This window comes from Streptodolium elevatio (assembly GCF_053592165.1).
The window spans coordinates 758981-780362 of record NZ_JBSFVE010000001.1 but is presented as its reverse complement, the minus strand read 5'-3'; the positions used below and the strand labels follow the sequence as shown (position 1 = coordinate 780362).

19 protein-coding genes and 1 pseudogene are annotated in these 21382 nt (G+C 70.0%); 15 read left to right on the top strand and 5 right to left on the bottom strand.

All coding sequences use genetic code 11. The features are described from left to right. Positions 1 to 73: 73 nt before the first annotated feature. From ACWD12_RS03440 to ACWD12_RS03430, 3 genes and pseudogenes are all read left to right on the top strand, one after another. Complete coding sequence (locus ACWD12_RS03440) at positions 74 to 1444, top strand: dicarboxylate/amino acid:cation symporter (RefSeq protein WP_450098095.1); 1371 nt, start codon at positions 74 to 76, stop codon at positions 1442 to 1444. Positions 1445 to 1616: 172 nt separating this feature from the next. Next, positions 1617 to 1931 carry a hypothetical protein gene (locus tag ACWD12_RS03435; RefSeq protein WP_450098094.1) on the top strand — a complete coding sequence of 105 codons (315 nt, stop codon included), beginning with the start codon at positions 1617 to 1619 and terminating at the stop codon, positions 1929 to 1931. A 311-nt stretch (positions 1932 to 2242) separates the two neighbouring features. Further along, positions 2243 to 3091, top strand: a pseudogene (locus tag ACWD12_RS03430) (ice-binding family protein); the annotation flags it as partial. A 73-nt stretch (positions 3092 to 3164) separates the two neighbouring features. Here the strand turns inward: ACWD12_RS03430 and ACWD12_RS03425 are convergent. Next, positions 3165 to 3419 (bottom strand): hypothetical protein, encoded by a 255-nt coding sequence (locus ACWD12_RS03425; protein ID WP_450098212.1) that lies wholly within the window; start codon positions 3417 to 3419, stop codon positions 3165 to 3167. 937 nt (positions 3420 to 4356) lie between these two features. On the opposite strand from ACWD12_RS03425, the gene ACWD12_RS03420 reads away from it, so the two are divergent. Next, complete coding sequence (locus tag ACWD12_RS03420) at positions 4357 to 4533, top strand: hypothetical protein (RefSeq protein ID WP_450098093.1); 177 nt, start codon at positions 4357 to 4359, stop codon at positions 4531 to 4533. Positions 4534 to 4623: 90 nt separating this feature from the next. On the opposite strand, the gene ACWD12_RS03415 is transcribed toward ACWD12_RS03420, so the two are convergent. After that, the gene (locus tag ACWD12_RS03415; protein ID WP_450098207.1) at positions 4624 to 5382 is read right to left on the bottom strand and encodes a MerR family transcriptional regulator; all 759 of its coding nucleotides are present in this window, start codon (positions 5380 to 5382) and stop codon (positions 4624 to 4626) included. 628 nt (positions 5383 to 6010) lie between these two features. On the opposite strand from ACWD12_RS03415, the gene ACWD12_RS03410 reads away from it, so the two are divergent. Then, positions 6011 to 7387 carry an alpha/beta fold hydrolase gene (locus ACWD12_RS03410; protein ID WP_450098092.1) on the top strand — a complete coding sequence of 459 codons (1377 nt, stop codon included), beginning with the start codon at positions 6011 to 6013 and terminating at the stop codon, positions 7385 to 7387. A gap of 381 nt (positions 7388 to 7768) precedes the next feature. Here the strand turns inward: ACWD12_RS03410 and ACWD12_RS03405 are convergent, their stop codons facing one another. Then, positions 7769 to 8974 carry a hypothetical protein gene (locus tag ACWD12_RS03405; RefSeq protein ID WP_450098091.1) on the bottom strand — a complete coding sequence of 402 codons (1206 nt, stop codon included), beginning with the start codon at positions 8972 to 8974 and terminating at the stop codon, positions 7769 to 7771. A 304-nt stretch (positions 8975 to 9278) separates the two neighbouring features. On the opposite strand from ACWD12_RS03405, the gene ACWD12_RS03400 reads away from it, so the two are divergent. From ACWD12_RS03400 to ACWD12_RS03360, 9 genes are all read left to right on the top strand, one after another. Then, entirely contained in the window at positions 9279 to 10199 is a 921-nt protein-coding gene (locus ACWD12_RS03400) for a menaquinone biosynthetic enzyme MqnA/MqnD family protein (protein ID WP_450098206.1), read from the top strand. 115 nt (positions 10200 to 10314) lie between these two features. Continuing rightward, positions 10315 to 10896, top strand: a complete 582-nt coding sequence (locus tag ACWD12_RS03395) for a pyridoxamine 5'-phosphate oxidase family protein (RefSeq protein WP_450098090.1) — start codon at positions 10315 to 10317, stop codon at positions 10894 to 10896. Between the two features lie 35 nt (positions 10897 to 10931). Then, positions 10932 to 12152, top strand: a complete 1221-nt coding sequence (mqnC, locus tag ACWD12_RS03390; protein WP_358358815.1) for a cyclic dehypoxanthinyl futalosine synthase — start codon at positions 10932 to 10934, stop codon at positions 12150 to 12152. A gap of 153 nt (positions 12153 to 12305) precedes the next feature. Next, entirely contained in the window at positions 12306 to 13559 is a 1254-nt protein-coding gene (locus ACWD12_RS03385) for an amidohydrolase family protein (protein WP_450098089.1), read from the top strand. A gap of 341 nt (positions 13560 to 13900) precedes the next feature. Beyond that, on the top strand, positions 13901 to 14656 hold the full coding sequence (locus ACWD12_RS03380) for a DUF4232 domain-containing protein (RefSeq protein ID WP_450098088.1): 756 nt from the start codon (positions 13901 to 13903) through the stop codon (positions 14654 to 14656). Between the two features lie 156 nt (positions 14657 to 14812). Continuing rightward, positions 14813 to 15514, top strand: a complete 702-nt coding sequence (locus ACWD12_RS03375; protein WP_450098087.1) for a demethylmenaquinone methyltransferase — start codon at positions 14813 to 14815, stop codon at positions 15512 to 15514. A gap of 151 nt (positions 15515 to 15665) precedes the next feature. Further along, positions 15666 to 17255 carry a N,N-dimethylformamidase beta subunit family domain-containing protein gene (locus ACWD12_RS03370; protein ID WP_450098086.1) on the top strand — a complete coding sequence of 530 codons (1590 nt, stop codon included), beginning with the start codon at positions 15666 to 15668 and terminating at the stop codon, positions 17253 to 17255. A gap of 90 nt (positions 17256 to 17345) precedes the next feature. Next, the gene (locus tag ACWD12_RS03365; RefSeq protein WP_450098085.1) at positions 17346 to 18047 is read left to right on the top strand and encodes an MOSC domain-containing protein; all 702 of its coding nucleotides are present in this window, start codon (positions 17346 to 17348) and stop codon (positions 18045 to 18047) included. A gap of 315 nt (positions 18048 to 18362) precedes the next feature. Further along, positions 18363 to 19610: a geranylgeranyl reductase family protein gene (locus ACWD12_RS03360; protein WP_358358837.1), complete on the top strand. Its 1248-nt coding sequence runs from the start codon at positions 18363 to 18365 to the stop codon at positions 19608 to 19610. Between the two features lie 58 nt (positions 19611 to 19668). Here the strand turns inward: ACWD12_RS03360 and ACWD12_RS03355 are convergent, their stop codons facing one another. Then, positions 19669 to 19851 carry a DUF397 domain-containing protein gene (locus ACWD12_RS03355; protein WP_450098084.1) on the bottom strand — a complete coding sequence of 61 codons (183 nt, stop codon included), beginning with the start codon at positions 19849 to 19851 and terminating at the stop codon, positions 19669 to 19671. Next, entirely contained in the window at positions 19848 to 20693 is an 846-nt protein-coding gene (locus ACWD12_RS03350) for a helix-turn-helix domain-containing protein (RefSeq protein WP_450098083.1), read from the bottom strand. Before ACWD12_RS03350 ends, ACWD12_RS03355 begins: the two co-directional genes overlap by 4 nt. A 181-nt stretch (positions 20694 to 20874) precedes the next feature. On the opposite strand from ACWD12_RS03350, the gene ACWD12_RS03345 reads away from it, so the two are divergent. After that, on the top strand, positions 20875 to 21333 hold the full coding sequence (locus tag ACWD12_RS03345) for an ATP-binding protein (RefSeq protein WP_450098082.1): 459 nt from the start codon (positions 20875 to 20877) through the stop codon (positions 21331 to 21333). The last annotated feature ends 49 nt before the right edge of the window (positions 21334 to 21382 follow it).

Below are 21382 nucleotides of genomic sequence, written 5' to 3'. Positions count from 1 at the left end.
CCCCGTCCCGTTCTGCACGGTGCCCGGCGCACCGGGCCCAGACGGCCCGAGCCGGCCGCTTCAGGAGCTCCCCTTGTCTCAGAACACCGTCGCGCCCAATGGCGTGCGCAAGCGATCCCTGCCCAAGGTCCCTTTCTGGGCCCAGACGTTCATCGGCCTCGCCATCGGCATCGGCCTCGGCTTCATCGCCAAGAACGGCGGCGTCGACTGGCTGACCACCACCCTTGAGCAGACCGGCGACATCTTCACCCGCCTCCTCAAGCTCGCGGTCCCGCCGCTGGTCTTCACCGCCGTCCTGGTGTCGGTCGTCAACCTGCGGAACGTCAACAACGCCGCGGGCCTCGCACTGCGCACGCTCTTCTGGTTCTTCGTCACGTCGCTCATCGCGGTGAGCATCGGCATCACGCTCGGCCTGCTCACCGACCCGGGCCAGGGCGTCGACCTGCCGAAGCCGGAGCAGGCCCCCGAGGGCATCTCGAACGGCGACTGGCTCGACTTCCTCACCGGCATCGTGCCGACCAACATCGTGGGCGCCTTCGGCCCCAAGCCGCAGGTCCTGCAGATCGTGTTCCTCGCGGTCGTGCTCGGCGCGGCGATTCTGTCCGTCGGCAAGAAGGCCGACCCGGTCATCAACGCCGCCGAGATCGTCCTCGAAATCGTGCAGAAGGCCCTGTGGTGGGTCATCCGCCTGTCGCCGATCGGCACCGCCGGCCTCATCGGCACCGCGGTCGCGACGTACGGCTGGGACTCCCTCAAGCCGCTCGGCACCTTCGCCGCCGACGTCTACATCGGCTGCGCCATCGTGCTCTTCCTCGTCTACCCGCTGCTGATCGCGACCGTCGGCCGGGTCAACCCGCTGCGCTTCTTCCAGGGCGCGTGGCCCGCGATCCAGCTCGCGTTCGTCTCCCGCTCCTCGGTCGGCACCATGCCGGTCACCCAGCGCTCCGTCGAACGCCTCGGCGTCCCCAAGGACTACGCCTCCTTCGCCGTCCCGTTCGGCGCCACCACGAAGATGGACGGCTGCGCCGCGATCTACCCGTCGCTCGCCGCGATCTTCGTCGCCCAGTACTTCGGCATCAGCCTCGACCTCCAGGACTACTTCCTCATCGTCCTGGTCTCCGTCATCGGCTCCGCCGCGACCGCGGGCCTCACCGGCGCGATCGTCATGCTCACCCTCACCCTCGACACCCTGAGCCTGCCCCTCGCCGGCGTCGGCCTGCTCCTCGCCATCGACCCGATCCTCGACATGATGCGCACCGCCACGAACGTGGCCGGTCAGGCGGTCGTCCCGGTCCTGGTCTCCGCCCGCGAGAAGACGCTCGACCTGGAGAAGTACAACAACCCGCGTGACATCGACGCCCCGGACGACGACGAGTCCGGCCCCGTCGACACCACCAAGAACGTGCCCGCCCAGACCGACCGTCGGGAGCCGGTCTCAGTCTGACGAGCACACACCAAGCGGCCCCGGTCCCCTCCATGTCTTAGGGGACCGGGGCCGCTTTGCGGTCGGCCACTACGCGCGGGGCGGCAGCCGTCCGGCGTCTTGGCGGGTTCTTGCGCGTTCCAGGAGCGGCAGTATGCCGGAGTCGCGACGCCATCGCTGAGGGAGCAACCGAGTGAACGAGCACTTTCGAGGTTTCCTGCGTACGTACCTCGATCTCGAGCAGGGGTACGACACCAGCGGTTACCTCCGTCCCACCCTGATGTCCTTCAGCGATGCCTACGTCGAAGCGGTGCGCGAAGGCTTCATACAGGTGGCGAGAGACTGCTCGTTCGGCCCGGCCGAGTACGAGCGCCTGACCAACATCGAGTTTCCAGACCGGCAGAGCTTGCACGCATACCTGCGGGCGCTCTACGCCTACCTCTTCGAAGAGGCGGAGCGGCAACCCATGCCGCCGGAGGACCGCTGGCCGCGTACGCCGGGAGGTTGATCGACGCCCCGGACGACACCGACTTGGGCGTCGACACCACCAAGAACGTGCCCGCCCAGACCGACCGTCGCGAGCCGGTCTCAGTCTGACGAGCACACAGCAAGCGGCCCCGGTCCCCTCCATGTCGTGGGGGAGAGGGGCCGCTGCATGTCTGGAGCCTTGACGCAACGTCAAGGGTGTCGTGCCGTCGTCCTTTGGCGTCGCGCCCGGCCTGTACCGGCTGCCCGCCGATCGCGCAGAATCACCCGTTTGACTCCCGGAAATTACGATAAAAGGATGGTCTGATTGCAGATAGTAAGCGGCGGATTGTCATGATTCGCGCTTATTGTCCAAAGAACGGATGCTTCCCATGGCTCCCTTGGCGTCGCGCCCGTTCGCCCTTGTGTCGTCCCCGCGTCATTCGACGGGCCCCACGCAGATGGGGATACGTCGGCCTGTCGGCTGTCTCGTGGCGGCATCGACTTTGTGAAAGGCCATCCATGGCAATCGACGACGCCTGTTCAACGGGCTTCCGAGAACCCCGGCTGCAACGATTCGCCGGACCAATGGCGGTGTTTCTCGGGCTGACCCTATTGGTCTCGGCGGCCCTCGTGTCGCTGGCTCCGATCGCCGGGGCGGCGACCGCCACAGTCGACTTGGGAACCGTCGGCAGCTATGCCGTGTTGGGCGGGCAGACCGTGACCAACACCAACCCGACCGTTCTCCACGGCGACCTGGGCGTCAGCCCGGGAACAGCGATCACCGGTTTCCCCCCGGGAATTGTCAACGGCACGACGCATGCGGCCGACGCGGCCGCATTGCAGGCGCAGTCGGACCTGACCATCGCCTACGACAACGCGGCCGGCCGTGCACCTACCGCGAGTGTGGCGGGCGACCTCGTCGGCCAGACCCTGGTCTCCGGCGTCTACAAGTCCACCGGCCCACTCGGGCTCACCGGCACCGTCACGCTCGATGCTCAGGGCGACCCCAACGCGGTCTTCATCTTCCAGATCGCGGACACCCTGATCACCGGCTCCTCCAGCACCGTCGCGCTCATCAACGGCGCCCAGGCGTGCAACGTCTTTTGGCAGGTCGGCAGTTCGGCCACCCTGGGGACGAACACGTCGTTCAAGGGCACCATTATGGCGCTGACCTCCATCGCGGTGACCACCAGCGCCACCATCGAAGGCCGGGCCCTCGCCCGCAACGGCGAGGTCACCCTTGACAACAATGTCATCACCAGGCCCTTCTGCATCATCGGACCGCCTGGACCGAGCGGCTCGCCTGGGCCGACCGGACCAGCGGGACCAACCGGCTCTCCGGGGCCCACCGGACCGGCGGGACCGACCGGACCGGCGGGACCGACCGGTGCGCCTGGTTCGCCGGGTGCGCCTGGTTCGCCGGGCGCACCGGGTTCGCCGGGCGCACCGGGTTCGCCGGGCGCACCTGGAGCGCCCGGATCACCAGGCTTGCCTGGAGCGCCCGGAGCCCCTGGAGCGCCTGGAGCACCGGGCTCCCCCGGAGTCCCCGGAGCCCCTGGTTCGCCGGGGGCGCCCGGAGCACCGGGAGCGCCCGGTTCGCCCGGACCGGTCGGACCCGCTGGACCGGCTGGCCCCGCTGGACCGGCTGGACCGGCTGGCCCCGCTGGACCGGCTGGCCCCGCTGGACCCGCTGGCACCCCGGGAGCAACTGGGTCCAGCAGTCCGACAGCTCGACCCTCGGGCTCTCCCAAGCCGAGCGGCACGCCAGCCACGCCCAATAGGCCCGGTAAACCCGGCGATCACGGGTCGAACCGGCCTAGCACGTCGCATACCCGTCCTGCCGACGGTGTGCAGACGACCGCTGCCGCCCCGCATCACGGGGGACCCAAGCCGATTGCGTCGCAAACCTGTTGTGCCAGCAGCCGGCAGGCCTCGGCTGCTGCTGTGCATCAGGGCGGCGACGGCCGCGGCAGCGCCTCGCATGCGGTATCACCCGACAGATTGGCCAATACCGGCTTCAGTGACCTCACCGGCTGGCTGGTCGGTGCCGGTGTGGCAATGCTCGCCTTGGGTGTCCTGGGCATCGTCTGCACCCGCAAGGCCCGCACCCCCGCAATCGAAGCCGGAGGTCGCCACGAACAAGGCTAGGCAGATGTCCCAAACGGCCGGGTAACAGCCCCTCCGACGTCCGCCCCCGAGTCGCGGTCACATGAGCCGCGACTCGGGGGCGGACTTTGTTTTTCGGCGATCCGGCCGACACGTCGATCCCGGGTGTGTATCAGTCAAATTCGATCATCTAGCCGTTATTGTGTGATTCGAGCGCGTCCTGGCCATGGAAGATGAGGCCAGGACGCGCCACAGCCTCGGATGTCAGCCCGGCTGTGGTGCGGCGGGCAGGCGCGGCGCTGGGCAACGGCTGCTCCACACGGGACGGGTGCCCCGGCATTGGCGCGTCCGCCACGAACGTGGCCGGTCAGGCGGTCGTCCCGGTCCTGGTCTCCGCCCGCGAGAAGACGCTCGACCTGGAGAAGTACAACAACCCGCGTGACATCGACGCCCCGGACGACGACGAGTCCGGCCCCGTCGACACCACCAAGAACGTGCCCGCCCAGACCGACCGTCGGGAGCCGGTCTCAGTCTGACGAGCACACACCAAGCGGCCCCGGTCCCCTCCATGTCGTGGGGGAGCGGGGCCGCTTCACGAGCAGGGGACGCCAATTGGTTGCTGCGGTTCAGGTCAGCCGGTTGGTCGTGTAGGCGTGGATGGCGTCGCGCTGGAACGTGGACAGGCCTGGGGCGACGGCCTCGTACGCGGTGTGCCAGGTCTCGTTGTCCACGCAGGCGTTTCCGATGGCGCGGTACTCCGCGGCGGAGACCGCGCGCAGTTGGACCAGAGCCCGGTACTGGACGTCGATCTCGTCTTGCACCGGCTCGGAATCGGCCGGGTGGCCCCCAGCCATGAGTTCGGCCAGCCGGATCATCTGGGCTGTGCGTGCGCGGTGCGCGGCGTCGGCATTGGCCTGGCTCATCGTGGCGGCTCGCCTTCCGACCGCTTCGGCGATGCCGGGGAAGTCGCGCATGTTCTCTTCGTAGTGGGAAGGCCGCACACCCTCGAAGAGGTTCTCTGGTCGGTTGATGGTCATCGGCTTGCCGTCCTTTCTGGACTGCTCCAGTTCGGCGATCGTGCGGGAGACTGTGCCGGCCAGGGCGTCGAGCCGGTCGCGTTCCGCGAGCAGGCGCCGGTGATGACGCTGCAGGGCCACCACCTCGTCGACCTGTTCGGAAAGAACACGCCCGATCTCCGGAAGGCCGAGGCCCAAGGCGCGCAACACGAGGATTTGCTGCAGACGCAGGAGCTGCTCCTCCTCGTAGTAGCGGTGTCCGTTGGCGCCGATCCGGGATGGCACCAGCAGACCGGTCTCGTCGTAGTGGCGCAGTGTCCGGGCGGTCACGCCCGCCATCCGGGCCACCTCGGCAATCGGCCAGTCCATCCCCGCTCCCGCGCGATATGTCACCGGGCCGGTCGCTCCGGCCTGGTCACGACGGTAGGAGCTGCCGCAGCGGCAACTGCAACCCAAAGCCCGGGTACCCACCCGAACCAGCACGACCCCGCTCGCCCACTACTCCCGCCATGTCGTTCCGCGCCGCCGTGCCTGGGAGTTCACGTTCGAGCTGCTGAGACCTTCGGCCGCGACTGCGGGTGCCGACTTGGTCCGCCCGGCAATGTGGCCGGTCAGGCGGTCGTCCCGGTCCAGATCTCTGCCCCCGTTTCGTGGGGGAGTGGGGCCGTTTCGCGTGGCCGTGGATACGCTCGCGAGACTTCCGTGCTCGCCCGGCACCGCCGCTAAGACGACGAGACCGGCGAACGGCCGTCCATGGGCTACGAGTGCGGCTGTTGACGGGCGACGCCGCGTGCGAGGGGATGCGCGCCGATCGGCCGGGATGCCGGGGGATGTGGACAAATTTGTTCGCCGATATTGCGGGGGAGTCGTGGTGAAGTCGGTGAGATTTACCGGGCTCTGACCTCCCAATGTGTCTTGTTCACGTCGGGTGTCGCAGCAATACTGCTCCGGCAACGTAGAACGTGTTCTATCCATAAATGCGGGTGGGGGCCGGGCGATGCGTTCGACAGGCAAGGCACGTACGGGCGTCGTGGGCAGGCGGACACTGCGGCATGCCGCCGCGCTCGCCGTGGTCGGCGTGCTCGCGGCGGCCGGGTGCGGTCGGAGCGGGGTCGACCGGGTCCCGGAGGGGGGCCGCTTCCGGCCCGCCGCCGCGCCCGCCCCGCCCTCCGCGACGCAGGCGACGCCGCCGACGTCGGCGGCTCCCTCGGAGTCCGGCAACGGGACGGGGGCCGGCGCCGGGTCGATCGGAACGGAACCGGAGGCTGAAGGGTTCTTCGACGCGCCCGAACAACTGCCGGGGGACAAGCCGGGAGGCCTCGTACGCGAGCGCCCCGCCGCGTCGGACAAGGCCGTCGCCGGGGCGGCCAAGGAACAGTTGGTCATGTACCGCACGACCGGACCCGACGGAAAGCCGGTCGCCGCTACCGGCACCGTCGCGCTGCCCGCCGGCCCCGCGCCGGAAGGCGGTTGGCCGGTCGTCGCGTGGGACCACGGCACGACCGGCATCGGTGCGACGTGTGCGCCCACCCGCGAAGGCTCCGGGCCGAGCGAGCAGGGCTCGGCGGAGATGCTCGCCGAGTTCGTGAAGCGCGGGTACGCCGTCGTGCAGCCCGACTACATCGGCATGGGCGTCAACGGGGTCAAGCACCCCTACCTGGACGGGAAGTCCGCCGCGTACGCGACGCTCGACCTCGTGCGCGCGGCCCGCGAGTTGGACACCGGAGTCGGAAAGACGGTGTTCGTCGCGGGCCACTCGCAGGGCGGCCATGCCGCGCTGTGGAGTGCGCACTATGCGCCCGAGTACGCCCCCGAGTTGGAGCTGAAGGGGGTAGTCGCCATCGCGCCCGCCAACGGGTTCCACTTCGTGCCGTTCCTCGCCGCGCAGGGCGACCCGGCGGCCGGTGAGTACATCGGGATCGTGCTGCTGCTGGTCAACGGCGCCGGAGCGGCCGACCCGGCGATCAAGCCGGAGGACCTGCTGAGTGAGGCCGGCGCCGCAGCGGCGGAGAAGGCGTGGACCACGTGCGTGGGGGCGCAGGGTGCCCAGGGACAGCAACCTCCTTCTTCAGCTGAGCTGTTCAAGGCCGGCGCCGACCTGTCGCCGCTGACCCAGCGCCTGGTCTCGAACTCTCCGGACCTGGTGAGGACGCCGGTCCCGGTCCTCATGCCGCAGGGCGGCAAGGACCCGCTCAGTGCGCAGAACCAGGCGCTCGCGCAGTCGATGTGCCAGGCCGGGGGCAGCGTCGTGTACAAGCCGTACCCGGATCTCGCGCACGATGCGGCTGAAGTCTCCACGCCCGCGCCCGACGTGGTCGCGTGGATCGAAGCCCGCAAGGCCGGGACGCCGGTGGAAGGCGCCTGCGCCTCCTAGGCTGCCTGCGTCTTGAGCGGGCCCGCGTCTTGCAGGCAAGCGCGCCCACCTGACCCCGCACACTCCGGGGCATCGCCCTCCGGGGCCCGCATCGCGCGGAACCGCGCGGTGCGGGCTTCTGCGGCGGAACTGCACGATGCCACCCCGGATTAACGCACCGGACCGCGTACGCCCGGCAGTTCACCGGCCCCCTCCCGGAGGGCAGCCCGCACGCCGCGGCCGGCCCCGGACCGGACGCGCGAGGGCCGCCGCGGGATCGCATCCCGCGGCGGCCCTCATGTCTGCCGTGTCCGGGCCGTCCACCGGCGGTCACGCCGGTGACGAACCCGCGCGCCCCAGGCACCCGACCCGAGGCGTACGCACCCAGGCACCTCGGCCGTCTCAGGCAGCCGACTCCCGCCGACTGCGCAGCACAGCCCCCGCGACCGCCGTGCCCGCGAGGGCAACGAGGCTGATCACGACGACGATCCACGACGACGTGATGAGCGAGTCGGTGAAGACGTCGTACACCGCACCCGTCGCCTCGCTGCTGAGCGTGGAGCTCTTCGTCGCCTCGTCCACGACCGGCGACCGCGCGAGGTTGGTGGCCACCAGCAGCACGCCGCTCGCGACGAGCATGCCCATCGCGGCCAGCGCGAGCGCCCGCAGGCGGTGGACGGCCACCGCGACCCCGGCGATGAGCAGGCCGATCGCCAGCGCCGGCAGCATCCACCCCGCGTCGTCGACGCCCTTGAGCGCGTCCTGCGCGGGACCCGATTCCGGGATGTCGGCGAGCGACACCGGGATCTCGGTGGGCAGTTGGGTCCGGTCGACCCGTACGCCCGCCTTGCTCAGCTCGGTGAACAGCGGGTCCAACGGCGTCTGCACCTTGATGGTCAGGCTGTCGCCGTTGACCTCGGTCATCGCGGAGTCCTTGCCGAGCAGCGTCGACACCACGACGTTGTGCGCGGTCGCCGCGCCTTCCTTCCACACGCGCTTGAACTCGTCGGTCGCCATGACCGCGCCCACCGACGAGATCACCATCGAGCGCGCGCTCTGCGGGATGGCGGCCTGGTCCATGACCTCGCTGGCGATCCGGCTCTGGATCTCGTCGCGGATCGCCGGCTTCTCGATCAGCTCGGCCGCGTTGTCGGCGAAGCCCGAGTCCGAGATCAGCTCGCCCTTGAGCCACGACGCCGATATCGCGGGGATCGTCAGCAGCACGGTCAGCAGCAGGCACAGGAACGCGGCGGTGCCGCGCAGGCCGGAGTACGCCGGACGGCTCGACCGCGGCGCGCCGCGCGGGCGCCCCCCGGGGCCGCCAGGACCACCAGGACCACCAGGACCGCCGAAGCCGCCGCCGGGCGATCCCGGGCCGCGCGGCGCGTCGCCGAACTGCGGTTGCGGCGGGTAGCCCGAGTCGGCCGGAGTGTACGAGGGGGCGGCCTGCGCGCCGTACCCGCCGTACTGTGTCGGTGCGTCGGCGACGCCGGACGGGGCGGGAGCGGCACCAGGCGGTGTCGGGGGGCGCGGCGGCGGGGCCGCCTGCCCGTAGCCCGGAGGGCCCGGGGGCGTTCCGCTGTCGCCCGGGCGGGACGCGGGGTACATAGGGCCTCCGTGGGTGATCTGGGACTCGTCCCCTGGTAGATGTGGCCGGCAATGCTGCTAGTAGAGACTGGTTCCGGGGACAAGTGGTTGCGACAGGCGTTCGCCGCGACCGGCCGCGAGCCTTTCACCGGCCTCGGACCGCGCGCGGGCATGCCTGTTGCCGGCCCCCCTGAATGACGAGAATGCCAGTCGGCGCGCCTGTCCGGGCGACCAGGGCCTTGTTGTGGCAGGGCGGTGACACTCCTCGGACCTCCCCCTCGCACGGCGGCCCGCCGCCCGGGCATAGCCTCTGGGGGTGGACATCATGGACACGGCGCCCCGCGACCCGGGCGACGCCGGACAGCCCGCTCCGTCGACGATCTCTGGCGCCGCCGAAGGGGAACACCCCACCCGGCCGCGCGTCGGCCACATCCAGTTCCTCAACTGCCTGCCGCTGTACTGGGGCATGGCGCACAGCGGCGCGCTGCTCGACATGGAGCTGACCAAGGACACGCCCGACCACCTCAACGACATGCTCGTGCGCGGCGACCTCGACATCGCGCCGATCAGCCTGGTGGAGTTCCTGCGCCACGCCGACGACCTGGTCGTGCTGCCCGACATCGCGGTCGGCAGCGACGGCCCGGTCATGTCGGTCGTGCTGGTCAGTCAGGTGCCGCTCGACCAACTCGACGGCGCCACGGTCGCGCTGGGCTCCACGTCGCGGACTTCGGTACGCCTGGCCCGCCTGCTCCTCGAAGAGCGCGACGGCGTACATCCCCGCTACTACACCTGTCCGCCGGACCTCGCGCTGATGATGCAGGAGGCGGACGCCGGCGTGCTCATCGGCGACGCCGCGCTGCGTGCCTCGCTGCACGACGCGCCGCGGCTCGGCCTGCACGTCCACGACCTCGGCCAGGAGTGGAAGGAGTGGACGGGCCTGCCCTTCGTCTTCGCCGTGTGGGCGGCCCGGCGCGACTTCCTGGCGCGGCACCCGGACCGGGTACGCGACGTGCACCGCGCCTTCCTGGAGTCGCGCGACATGTCGATGGCCCGGGTGGACAAGGTCGCCGCACAGGCCGCGCGCTGGGAGGCGTTCGACGCCGCGACGCTGGAGCGGTACTTCGCGGAGGCGCTCGACTTCTCGCTCGGCGAGCGGCAGCTCGCGGGCATCGCGGAGTTCGCCCGGCGCACCGCGCACGACACGGGGTACCCGTCGGACGTACGCGTGTCGCTGCTCGACTCGTGAGACCGACCGCGACCACCCGAGAACCCGGACCATCCGGGATCTGAGACAACTGCCACAGCACCTCATCGCCGCCAGACCTTGCCCTGAAGATCGCCTTGATCAAGGGTGGGCTTCCATGGGCAAGGTTTATGCAGAAGGCGTCACGGGCGACCTGAAGTCGTTCATTCTCGACCAGCCGGTCTATTTCGTCGCGACCGCACCGCTGGATCCGGACGGCCACGTCAACGTGTCGCCCAAGGGCCACGCGGGGTCGTTCGCGGTCCTCGACGACTGGACGGTCGCGTACCTCGACTGGACGGGCAGCGGCGCCGAGACGCACGCCCACATTCTGGAGAACGGCCGCATCACCCTCATGTGGACGGCCTTCACCGGCCCGCCGATCATCGTGCGCCTGCACGGCCGGGGCGAGACGGTACGCCGCGACGACGCGCGCTGGCCCGAACTCGCCGCGCACTTCAAGGACGCCGACGAGCCCGGTATCCGAGCGATCGTCCTGGTCCACGTCGCGCGCGTGTCGGACAGCTGCGGCTACTCCATACCGTTCATGGACTACGTGGGCGAGCGCCCGGTGCTGCGTGAATCCTGGGACGGCAAGACGGAGGACGAAGTCGAGGCGTACATGGAGAAGAAGAACCGCACGAGCATCGACGGCCTTCCGGCCCTGCCCGCGGCACAGGGGGCCTCGGCCGCCGGTTAGGCTTCGTGGTGGTTCCAAGTTGCCGTGGAGGTCCCGTGAGTGCTGTTGCCGCCGAGTCCGAGGGTGTTCGGTACGAGCTGCAACCGGTCCTGGACCGGGCCGCCGCGGGCGGCCGCATCACGCCCGAGGAAGCCCTGGAGCTGTACGCCCACGCCCCGCTGCACGCACTGGGCCGCGCCGCCGACGAGGCGCGCCGCCGCCGGTACGCCGGGACCGAGCACATCGCGACGTACATCATCGAGCGCAACATCAACTACACGAACGTGTGCGTCACGGCGTGCAAGTTCTGCGCGTTCTACGCCCCGCCCAAGAGCGAGAAGGGCTGGTCGCGCGAGCTCGACGAGATCCTGCGCCGGTGTGCGGAGACCGTGGAGCTGGGCGGCACCCAGATCATGTTCCAGGGCGGCCACCACCCGGACTACGGCGTCGAGTACTACGAGCGCGCGTTCTCCGCGATCAAGGCGGACTTCCCCGAGCTGGTGATCCACTCGCTCGGCGCGTCCGAGGTCGAGCACATGTCCAAGGTGTCGGGCGTGCCGATCGAGGAGGCCATCACCCGCATCAAGGCGGCCGGCCTGGACTCGTTCGCGGGCGCCGGCGCCGAGTTGCTGCCGGCCCGTCCGCGCCAGGTCATCGCGCCGCTCAAGGAGTCGGGCGAACGGTGGCTGGAGATCATGGAGACGGCACACGGCCTGGGCCTGGAGTCGACGTCCACGATGCTCATGGGCACCGGTGAGACGAACGCCGAGCGCATCGAGCACATGCGCATGATCCGCGACGTGCAGGACCGCACGGGCGGCTTCCGGGCGTTCATCCCGTACACCTACCAGCCGGAGAACAACCACCTGAAGGGCCGCACGCAGGCGACCCTGCTGGAGTACCTCCGCATCATCGCCGTCGGGCGGCTCTTCTTCGACAACGTGAACCACCTCCAGGGCTCGTGGCTGACGGTCGGCAAGGAGGCCGGGCAGCTGTCGCTGCACTACGGCGCCGACGACCTCGGCTCGGTGATGCTGGAGGAGAACGTCGTCTCGTCGGCGGGCGCGAAGCACCGGTCGAACCGCATGGAGCTGATCCACCTGATCCGCGCCGCGGGGCGCGTCCCGGCGCAGCGCGACACGACGTACAACCACCTGGTGATCCACGACGACCCGGCGGCGGACCCGGTGGACGACCGCGTGGTGTCGCACCTTTCGTCGACGGCCATCGAGGGCGGTACGGCGCACCCGGCGCTGACGATCGTCGAAACCCGCTGACCGCTCTCGCCGCTCTCACCGCCCTCAGCGCCCTGACCGGGCCGGCCCGTCGCTTCCGTCGACGCGTCCGTGGCCTCTGCCGCGCACGGGTACGTCGGCCGCCGTCCACACGCGGGATGGCGGCCGACGTACCCTCTCCGGGAGGATGGCCCGATGCCGCTGACCATCCACGCCGCGCCCGTCGTGCTCACCATGACGGGCGAACCTCCCCTCCGTGACGGCGCCGTCGTCGTGGACGGCGACCGCATCGCGGCGGTCGCGCCCGCCTCCGAGGCGGTCGACCGCTTCCCGGACGCGCGTGTGCGCCGCTGGCGCGGCGTGCTCACGCCGGGCCTCGTCAACGCGCATGCCCACTTGCAGTACACCGACTTCGGGCACCTGGCGTCGTCCGGGCTGCCGTTCCCGGAGTGGCTGGCGGCGCTCAACCGGGACCGCGCCGACTACACCGAGGCGCGCTGGCAGGAGAGCGCGCGGCGCGGCGTACACCTGATGCTCAAGTCCGGCACCACGGCCGTCGCCGACATCGTCTCAAACCGGCCTGCCTTGATCCCGGTGGCGCGGTCCGGCATCCGCGGTATCTCGTACATCGAGGTCATCGCCGACTCCGCCCGCTGGGACGCCAAGCGCCGCGCACGCCTCCTGGACGTCCTGACCTCGCCCGCGGACCGGACGCTCGGCGTCTCGCCGCACACGCCGTACACCGTCGGCACCGACGTCTTCCGCGAATGCGTCGCCATCGCCCGCGAACGCGGCTTGCGCATCCACCCGCACCTCGCGGAGTCCGCCCACGAGATCGAGTTCGTACGCGACGGCACCGGCCCCTTCGCCCTCGTCAACCACGCCGTCGGCTTCACCCTCGAACTCCTGGACGGCGGCAGTGGGTTGACCCCCGCGGCCTACCTCGCCTCGATCGACGTCCTCGGCCCGGACGTGCACGTCGCCCACGGCGTGCACCTGGACGCGGCCGACCGCGCGGTGCTGCGCGAGCGCGGAACCCCCGTGGCGCTGTGCGTACGCTCCAACCGCATCCTCCAGGCCGGCGAACCCCCTGTCGCCGACTACCTGTCCGAAGGTTCCCCACTCGCCCTCGGCACCGACTCCCTGGCCTCCTCCCCGTCCCTGGATCTGTGGGAGGAGGCGGCTGCAGTACGTGAGTTGGCGCTGCGCCAGGGCTACACCGCCGCCGACCTCGACCGCCGTCTCGTCGAAGCCGCCACCGTCGGCGGTGCCGCGGCTCTCGGCCTCGGCGAGACCGGCGCCGGCACCCTGCGCCCCGAAATCCCCGCCGACTTCGCCGTCTTCGACGTCCCCACCGACGAAACGGACCCGCACACCGCGCTGGTCATCGAAGGCGGCGGTAGCTGCATCGGAACGGTCCTCGCGGGACGCCTCGTGCACCGCCGCTGACACACCCAACTCCTGTGCGGAGCCCGTGCTTTCGGGCCGAACAGCGCGCCTGCGCCGGCTCCGGGTGCCGTGCTCGGAGCAATCTGCCCGTGATCCGGCACGCCCCTCGAAACCGCAGGCTGTTACACGGGCGGAGCCCAGTCCCCGCAACGAGGAATGCGGCGTACGAGGCCGTCCGGTGCCCGTTTGTGTGACCATGTCACTGGTTGGTGACAGCGTAGTCGTGGATCGACGACGCCTATTTCCCCTCGGTTCACACCCGCCACATAGTGATCACACAAGCACCGAGGAGCCGAAACCGCTTCGGCTTCGATCACTGACTGGCTATCAAGGGGTTCTCCATGTTCGGCCACCGTCGCAAGGCTTTGCTCGTCTCCGCAGCCCTCGTCAGCAGCGCCATGCTGCTCACCGCGTGCAACGGCTCGGACTCGGGCGCCGCGCAGGGTTCTTCCTCTGCCGCACAGCCCGGCGCGGCGGTTCCCCCCTCCAACGCCCCCGCCCCGGGCAACGGTCAAGGCGCCGGCGCGAGTGATTCCGGCACAAACGGCAACGGGCAGGCCCCCGCTCCCGCCGGGAAACCGTCCGGCGCACAGGGGACGGCAGCCGGAAGCGGGGCCGGGGCCGGCGCCGGGACCAGCGCAGGGGCGGGAGCCGGGACCAGCGGTGGCGCCGACGGCAGCATCGGCAAGTGCCGTACCGACGACCTGAAGATCACCGCGATGGACGCCACCATCACGGGCGACCCCAACGGCACCGTCGCGGTGACGTTCGAGAACATAGGCCACAACTGCACGATGTCGGGTTACGCGGGTGTCGACCTGAAGACCGCCGCGGGGTCGGTGTCCGCGCAGCGCATCGGCCAGCCGGCCGAGCCGATGGTCCTGCAGAGCGGCAAGTCGGTGTCCTTCGGTATCGACTACCCGATCAACGACTCGGGCGGCTCCGGCGTCCGCATCACGGACCTGCTGGTCACCCCTCCCGGTGAGACGAAGTCGATCACCCTCAAGTGGCCGGGCGGCGGCTCGCTGCCCGTCACCGACGGTTCCGGTACGCCGGTGCAGGTCGGCCCGATCGGCAGCGCCGGCCAGGGCGGCTGATCCGCGCGCCCGCGCCCGCGCAAGGCAAAAGATCCGACAATGTCCGTGAGTTCGGGCCCCATCGCGAGAGCGGTGGGGCCCGCGCCGTTGTGCCGACGGGGCTCGCCCGGACCCCGCGTGCGCGGTGCGCGTACGCCGACAGGCGAAGATGTACCCGTGACCCGAGCATCCCTGGACAAGAAGCCGCGCGACGTCGCCGCGATGTTCGACGACGTGGCCGAGAAGTACGACACCACGAACACGGTCCTCTCCCTGGGCCAGGACCGCCTGTGGCGCAAGGCCGTCGCGCAAGCCGTCGACGCACGCCCCGGAGAGCGCGTGCTCGACCTCGCGGCCGGTACGGGCACCAGCTCGCTGCCGTTCCGCGACGCCGGCGCCACGGTCGTACCGTGCGACTTCTCCATCGGCATGCTGCGCGAAGGCAAGCGCCGCCACCCCGAACTGCCCTTCACCGCGGGCGACGCCATGCGGCTGCCGTTCGCGGACGGCGTGTTCGACGCGGTGACCATCTCGTTCGGGCTTCGCAACGTCAGCGACCCCAAGGCCGGCCTCGCCGAGATGCTGCGCGTGACGCGCCCCGGCGGCCGACTGGTCGTGTGCGAGTTCAGCCATCCCACCTGGAAGCCGTTCCGCACCGCGTACGTCGAATACCTCATGCGCGCCCTGCCCCCGGTCGCAACCAAGGTCAGCAGCAACCCGGACGCGTACGTCTACCTCGCCGAGTCGATCCGCGCCTGGCCCGACCAGGCCCACCTGGCCGCGCTCGTGCGCGAGTGCGGCTGGGAGCGCGTCGCATGGCGTGACCTGTCCGGCGGGATCGTCGCGCTGCACCGTGCCTTCAAGCCGTCGGCTCGTTAAGCAAGGCGCAAGCGAAGAAACGCAACAGATCGTCAGGCGAGGAACCGCAGGCGCACCCGCGCGATGTCCGGGGAGTCCGTCGGAGCCTTGCCCCGCACACGCGCGTCCTCCCCGCGGCACCGGCGGCGGAGCGGCGCCGAGGAGCTGATCGATGCGCTGGGCCGCCCTCATGGTCGCCGCTGTCCTCACCGCCGCGGCGGGCTGCTCGTCCGGGGACGCCGGAGCCCCTGTCGCGGCGTCGAAACGCCCGGGTGAGCCGAACGGCGCGCACGGATCAAGCGCTCCAAACGGTGTAAATGGTTCAAATGGCGCCGAAGCTCCGCGCCCCGGTGGTCCGCAGCCCAATACCGCGGCCCTCGACGTCGCCGCCGAGAACGCCAAGCCGGGCACCGAGGACTGGAAGACCGGCCTGCGCACCGACCCGACGAAGTCGATCGAGGCGTACGCCGACCGCATCGCGGTCCGTCCGGGCGAAACCTTCCGCCTCTTCGTCTCGACCACCGCGCCGGGGTTCACCGCCAAGGCCTACCGAATGGGCTGGTACGGCGGCAACAAGGGCCGTGAGGTGTGGAAGTCCGCGCACACGCCCGGCCGCAAGCAGGCCGAGCCCGTCATCGACCCGGGCGTCAACACGGTCCACGCGGACTGGGATCCGTCGCTCACCGTGCCCACAACCGACTGGCCCGAGGGCTCCTACCTCCTGCTCCTGACCTCCGACGCGGGCTTCAGCACATACGTGCCGGTCACCGTGCGCAGCGGCCAGACGCGCGGGCGCACGGTCCTGCTCAACGCGGTCACGACCTGGCAGGCGTACAACGAGTGGGGCGGCTACAACCTCTACAACGGTCCGAGGGACTACAGCGACCGGGCGCGCATCGTGAGCTTCGACCGGCCGTACGACAGCACCGGCGCCGCCGGGTTCCTCAACATGGAGCTGCCACTGATCGCGGTCGCCGAGCGCATGGGCCTGCCTGTCGCGTACGCGACCGACGTGGACCTCGACGCCGAGCCGAAGATGTTCGCCGGCGCAACCGCCGTCATCACACTCGGACATGACGAGTACTGGTCGACCGCGATGCGCGAGCACGCCACCGAGGCCCGCGACTCCGGCACCAACCTCGCCTTTCTGGGCGCCAACGCCGTGAACCGGCACATCCGGTTCGGCAGGACCGCGCTCGGCGACCGCCGCCTCGTGATCTGCTACAAGTCCGCCGCCGAGGACCCGATGGCCGCCGACGACCCGACCGAGACGACGCAGGACTGGCGCCTGCCACCGCACTCGCGGCCGGAGAACGTGCTGACCGGCACGTACTACCAGTGCTTCCCGGGGAACGCGCCGTTCGTCGTCTGGGACGCCGACGCGTGGGTGTTCGCCGGTACGGGCGCCCGGCGCGGCACCGCGTACAAGGGTCTCGTCGGTGTGGAGTACGACCGCGTCGTCCGCGACCCCGCGCCGCCCCAGCCCATCCAGGTCCTCAGCCACTCGCCGGTGACCTGCGGGGGCAAGGCGGACTTCGCCAACGCCTCCTACTACACCGTGCCTTCGGGGGCGGGCGTCTTCTCCACGGGCACGATGCGCTGGGTCTGCGCACTCGGCACGGCCTGCGGGCAGTACCTCGACGAGGCCGGCCGGCGCTTCGCGACCCAGGTGACGGAGAACGTCCTGCGCGCGTTCGCCGCCGGTCCCGCCGGAGAGACGTACCCGGCCCGCGCCAACTTCGCCGAGGTCGCCGGGCCGTGATCCACAGGCACTCGTGGACCGGAATCCACGTTGTCCACAGCTCGCGGCCGACGTCGATCGTCCCGGGATCCGGCTAGGTACGGTGAGGGCATGTCAGCACTCATGTCAGTCAACGTCGGCAAGGCCACCGCGACGGAGCACTCCGAGGTCGCGGTCACCGGGATCGACAAGCGCCCGGTCGAGGGGCCGGTGCGCCTCGACGTCCCGGTCGAAGGCAGCGGCGTCGCGGGGGACGACGTCTGCGACCTGCGCAACCACGGCGGCCCCGACCAGGCGGTGTACGCGTTCGCGTGGGAGGACCTGAGCAGTTGGTCCGACCGCATCGCGGTTGAGGTCCGCCCGGGCGTCTTCGGCGAGAACCTGACCACGGTCGGCATAGACGTCACGGGAGCGGTGATCGGCGAGCGCTGGCGGGTCGGCGGTGCGCTGCTCGAAGTGTCCGTGCCGCGCATACCGTGCCGTACCTTCGCCGGGTTCCTGGGGGAGCGCGGCTGGATCAAGCGGTTCACCGAGGACGCACGTCCGGGGGCGTACCTGCGGGTGATCGAACCGGGTGAGGTGCGGGTGGGCGACACCGTCGAGATCGTGCGCAGGCCCGCGCACGGCGTCGACATCGGCACGGTCTTCCGTGCGCTCACCAGGGAGCCGGAGCTGCTGCCGAAGCTGGTCGACATCGAGGAACTCCCGGAGGAGACGCGCAACAAGGCGCGCAGGCGCACGGGTATGGCGGTCGACGTGGACCTGGCTTCCGGTCCGGATGCCGTACCGGATCGCCTGCGCGACGCGGACTGATCCCGACTGCATGGTTGGGGGCAAGCGATGCCGGGGCCGGAACGCACCGCGCGCCGCCCTAGACTTGAGCCGGTTGCAACCCTGAGTTGCAACCCTGAGTTGCAACACCGTGTGGCACTACCGACTTGCACGACCGACTTGCTGTAGCGAGTCGCAGCACCAACCGCAGTACGCCGAACCTCTCGGCACCCGAACCCATCGGCGCACCCCAGGAGAGCCGCGTTGACCGAGACCAAGTCTGACGAGTCCACCGCGTCCCTTGCCGCCTCCCGCACCGGCTCGGGTGCCGCGGACTCCGCGCACGAGGCCGATGTCATCGTGGTCGGCGCCGGCCCGGCGGGATCGACGACGGCGTACCACCTGGCAAAGGCCGGGCGCAGCGTGCTGCTTCTGGAGAAGACGGCATTCCCGCGCGAGAAGGTTTGCGGCGACGGGCTGACGCCGCGCGCGGTCAAGCAGTTGGTGTCGATGGGCATCGACATCTCGCCGGAGGCGGGTTGGCTGCCCAACAAGGGGCTGCGCATCCTCGGCGGCGGCATGACGCTCCAGCTCGACTGGCCCGACCTCGCCTCGTTCCCGAACTACGGCCTGGTGCGCAAGCGCACCGACTTCGACGAGATCCTCGCGCGCCAGGCCGCGTCCGCGGGGGCGAAGGTGCACGAGCGTACGAATGTGACCGGCCCGGTGCTCGACGAGCGCACCGGCCGGATCGTCGGTGTCCGGGCCAAGGTCGGCGCCTCGAAGGAGGAGAAGATCTTCCGCGCGCCGGTCGTCGTCGCGGCGGACGGCAACTCGACGCGGCTGTCCCTCGCGATGGGCCTGCACCGCCGCGAGGACCGGCCGATGGGTGTCGCGGTGCGGACGTACTTCAAGTCCCCGCGCCACGAGGACGACTACCTGGAGTCGTGGCTGGAGCTGTGGGACAAGCGTGACGGCAAGAACGACCTGCTGCCGGGCTACGGCTGGATCTTCGGCATGGGCGACGGTACGTCCAACGTGGGTCTGGGCCTGCTCAACACCTCGGACTCCTTCAAGGACATCGACTACCGCGACCTGTTGAAGGCGTGGGTCGCGGGCATGCCGGAGGAGTGGGGCTACACCGAGGAGAACCAGGAGGGCCCCATTCGAGGTGCGGCGCTGCCCATGGGCTTCAACCGCCAGCCGCACTACACGAAGGGGTTGCTCCTCGTCGGCGACGCGGGCGGGATGGTGAACCCGTTCAACGGCGAGGGCATCGCGTATGCGATGGAGTCGGGCGAGATCGCCGCCCAGGTCATCGCGCAGGCCCTCGCGCGCAACACGCCGGAGGGCCGGGAGCGCGCGCTGCACGACTACCCGCGCATCCTGAAGCAGACGTACGGCGGTTACTACACGCTGGGCCGGTTGTTCGTGAAGCTCATCGGCGAGCCGAAGGTGATGAACTTCGCGACGAAGCACGGCCTCCCGCACCCGATGATGATGCGGTTCGTGCTGAAGATGCTCGCGAATCTGACGGACCCGCGCGGCGGGGACGCCATGGACCGCATCATCAACGGCATGGCCAAGATCGCCCCAGCGGCCTGAGCGAGAGTGGTACACCCGGGCGGCCGGCTCTCCCCGAGCCCGGCCGCCCGACCCCTCTTCAGCCCTGTTGCTTGAGCACCCTGACGAAGGCCGCCCAGGTGGTGCACGGGACGGTGATGTGCCCCCGACCGGGGAGCTTGCTGTCTCGAACGCCGACGTCGTGTGCGGGCGCAGCTACCTCGACGCACTCGCCCTCGTGACCCGAGTAACTCGACCTGCGCCAAACGTGATCAGTGCTCAAAGCGCCCTCAGCTTCGTCGCGATGTGCTTCCGTGACTCCTCAGCGGAGAGCGCACTCGTCGACAGGTACTCCAAGTGGCGTCGATAGCGTCGGATGTCGCGATCACTCTCCTTCACCAGCATGCCCCCTTGGTACTCGATGAACAGCACGCTGGGGTCGTGCAACTCGGCAAAGTCGAACAAGGTGATACCGCCGATGTGTGCATTTGCGGTCGAACTCGAAGGCAACACGCGGATCGTCACATGGGGGAGCTCGCTCAGCTCCAGTAGGTGCCGCAACTGTCCGGCGAGAACTTGTCGTCCGCCGATTTCGCATTGCAGCACACCCTCCGACAGGACCGCGGTGAGCGCCGCCGGGTTCGGGTCGGTGAGCACGCGCTGACGCCGCAAGCGGATCTCGACAAGCGCGTCCGCGCGATCGGGGTCAGGCACCATGGGCCCGGAGTTCACCACCGCCGCGGCGTACTCGCGCGTTTGCAGCAGGCCGACCACCAGGCTGCCGTTCGCCGATCCGATCTCCGAGGCGTAAGCCTCAAGTGAGATCAGTTCCTCATATGCCGTGTTGAGCACGTCCGCGAACTCCGCCCACCACCGTCTGCCCCGCGTGTCCGCAAGAAGGGCCTCCAGTCGCTCCGTGTCCTCGGGCTGCACCCCGTAGAGCCCGAACAGGCGGTGCAGGTCGTGCCGCGACAGCGCCACCTTGGCGGTCTCGATGCGGCTGATCTTCGACTGATCCCATCCGCATGCCTCCGCAGCGTCGTCGCCGGACAACCCGGCGTCCCCACGAAGGCGCCGGAGTTCCGCGCCGAGGCGACGGCGTGCGTAGCTGGGCACTCCTGTCATGGTCGTCCTCCTACTCGCCCGGCATGATCCACCAACTCGCGGAATCGTGCCGGGCGTTCGCCGTATCCGGACCCGATCGAGCGAATTTCGCCAATCAGCTGCCGTGCATTATGCATGCATGACACGCTGCCGATATGCAGTAACAGTCGGTGTCCGGATCATCACGTAACAGGGAGGTCGCATGCCCGCGGCCACGCACGTCCACGCTCCATCCGTCGGCCCTGGCCACCACTTCCTGACTCCGTTGGCCGCCGTCACCTGTCCCGTCGCTCCCGAACTCGTGCGACACCTCCGCAACTTCGTGCGCGACTGCACCCTGGGCCTCGACGCGTCCGCCGATACCGCCGACACCGCGCGGCTCCTCACCAGCGAGCTCGTCTCCAACGCCGTCCGCCACGTTGCGCCCGGCAGTCCGCTGCACCTCGAAGTACTCCGCGACGAGGCATGCCGCCTCCTCCTCGTCACTGTCGAGGACGGCGACCGCACGCTCCCCGCCTTCCCCCCGACGTCGTCGCCGTCGCCGTGCCACGCCGCCGAGTCCGGGCGGGGGCTGCCGCTCGTCTCCCTCCTGGCGGAGGAGTCCGGCGTGGCCCCGTCGCCCACCGGCAAGCGCGTGTGGTTCGCTCTCAAGCTCGCATGATCCTTCGGCGCGTCGTACCCAAAAGATCACAACAAACACCATCAAAATC

Coding starts and splice junctions, on each gene's coding strand:
- ACWD12_RS03415 (WP_450098207.1), bottom strand. CDS start 5,382: ATGGACTGGCCGATTGCCGAGGTGGCCCGGATGGCGGGCGTGACCGCC.
- ACWD12_RS03410 (WP_450098092.1), top strand. CDS start 6,011: ATGCGTTCGACAGGCAAGGCACGTACGGGCGTCGTGGGCAGGCGGACA.
- ACWD12_RS03405 (WP_450098091.1), bottom strand. CDS start 8,974: ATGTACCCCGCGTCCCGCCCGGGCGACAGCGGAACGCCCCCGGGCCCT.
- ACWD12_RS03400 (WP_450098206.1), top strand. CDS start 9,279: ATGGACACGGCGCCCCGCGACCCGGGCGACGCCGGACAGCCCGCTCCG.
- ACWD12_RS03395 (WP_450098090.1), top strand. CDS start 10,315: ATGGGCAAGGTTTATGCAGAAGGCGTCACGGGCGACCTGAAGTCGTTC.
- ACWD12_RS03385 (WP_450098089.1), top strand. CDS start 12,306: ATGCCGCTGACCATCCACGCCGCGCCCGTCGTGCTCACCATGACGGGC.
- ACWD12_RS03380 (WP_450098088.1), top strand. CDS start 13,901: ATGTTCGGCCACCGTCGCAAGGCTTTGCTCGTCTCCGCAGCCCTCGTC.
- ACWD12_RS03370 (WP_450098086.1), top strand. CDS start 15,666: ATGCGCTGGGCCGCCCTCATGGTCGCCGCTGTCCTCACCGCCGCGGCG.
- ACWD12_RS03365 (WP_450098085.1), top strand. CDS start 17,346: ATGTCAGCACTCATGTCAGTCAACGTCGGCAAGGCCACCGCGACGGAG.
- ACWD12_RS03350 (WP_450098083.1), bottom strand. CDS start 20,693: ATGACAGGAGTGCCCAGCTACGCACGCCGTCGCCTCGGCGCGGAACTC.
- ACWD12_RS03345 (WP_450098082.1), top strand. CDS start 20,875: ATGCCCGCGGCCACGCACGTCCACGCTCCATCCGTCGGCCCTGGCCAC.